1 protein-coding gene is annotated in these 988 nt (G+C 37.6%); it reads right to left on the bottom strand.

The genetic code is table 11. From position 1 onward, the window contains the following. Positions 1 to 90 precede the first annotated feature (90 nt). Positions 91 to 972 carry a type IX secretion system membrane protein PorP/SprF gene (locus tag FLB_RS10265; protein ID WP_082923265.1) on the bottom strand — a complete coding sequence of 294 codons (882 nt, stop codon included), beginning with the start codon at positions 970 to 972 and terminating at the stop codon, positions 91 to 93. Positions 973 to 988: the final 16 nt, after the last annotated feature.

The following is a 988-nucleotide window of genomic DNA, read 5'->3' as shown; positions in this document are numbered from 1 at the left end:
GCTAATTTGGCTTTTTGAGCAAAGGCAAAACTACACCAAAGTATAGTGAGGATTAAATAAAAAAATGGTTGTTTTTTCATGATCTAATTTTTAGAAAAATCTTGGTGTAGTAATTTTTTCGTTGTTTTTGAAGATTTCATAACGCAAGAAAACCTCATGCGATCCTGAATTGTAATTGTCTAAATTGGTAGTTTCTAAATCGTATCCATAGCCAATGTACATGCCATCGGTCACTTGAAATCCAACCATGGCACTCATAGCAGCACTCCATCGGTATGCCACTCCAAGTGTTACTTTCTCTACAAACATAAAATTGGCCGAAACATCAACTTGTAAAGGCGAACCTTCGACTAGTTTGGTCAAAAAGGCAGGTTTGAATTTGATGTCGTTCGATAAGTCAAACACATAACCTCCGATTAAGTAATAATTCATTTTTTCTTTGAAAATGGCCACTTCGTTATCATTGTATCGATTGGTTTGAATGAAATTAGGAATCGATAGTCCAACATAAGCTTTATCAGAATGGTAGTAAATTCCAGCTCCAATGTTTGGGGTAAAAACGTTTCTCAAATTCTGAAATTGTGGATCGCCTTGATCGACGGGATTGAGTTTGTTGACATTCAAATTAAATAAATTAGCGGTCGCTTTCATTCCAAAAGAGAGCTTAAAATTCTCTGAGGTAGGAATGGTGTAGGACAGGTCTGCTGAAATGGTGTTTTCAGTAGTTGGACCAATTTTATCATTCACAAATGAAACCCCCAATCCCAAATTGCTATTGGTAATTGGAGTATTAATCGAAACGGTATTAGTAGTTGGCGCTCCATCCAAACCTACCCACTGCGTACGATGCAGTGCAAAAACGCTCATCGTGCCTCGGCTACCGGCATATGCAGGGTTGATATTGATGGTATTGTACATGTACTGCGTGAATTGCGCATCTTGTTGACCATAACTCACCACAGTTAGTAACATTATAATGAAAGTGATA

Origin of the sequence: Flavobacterium succinicans, assembly GCF_001662485.1 — a bacterium.
Taxonomy (GTDB): Bacteria; Bacteroidota; Bacteroidia; order Flavobacteriales; family Flavobacteriaceae; genus Flavobacterium; species Flavobacterium succinicans_A.
The sequence above is the reverse complement of the archived record's forward strand: the minus strand, read 5'-3'. Positions and strand labels throughout refer to the sequence as shown.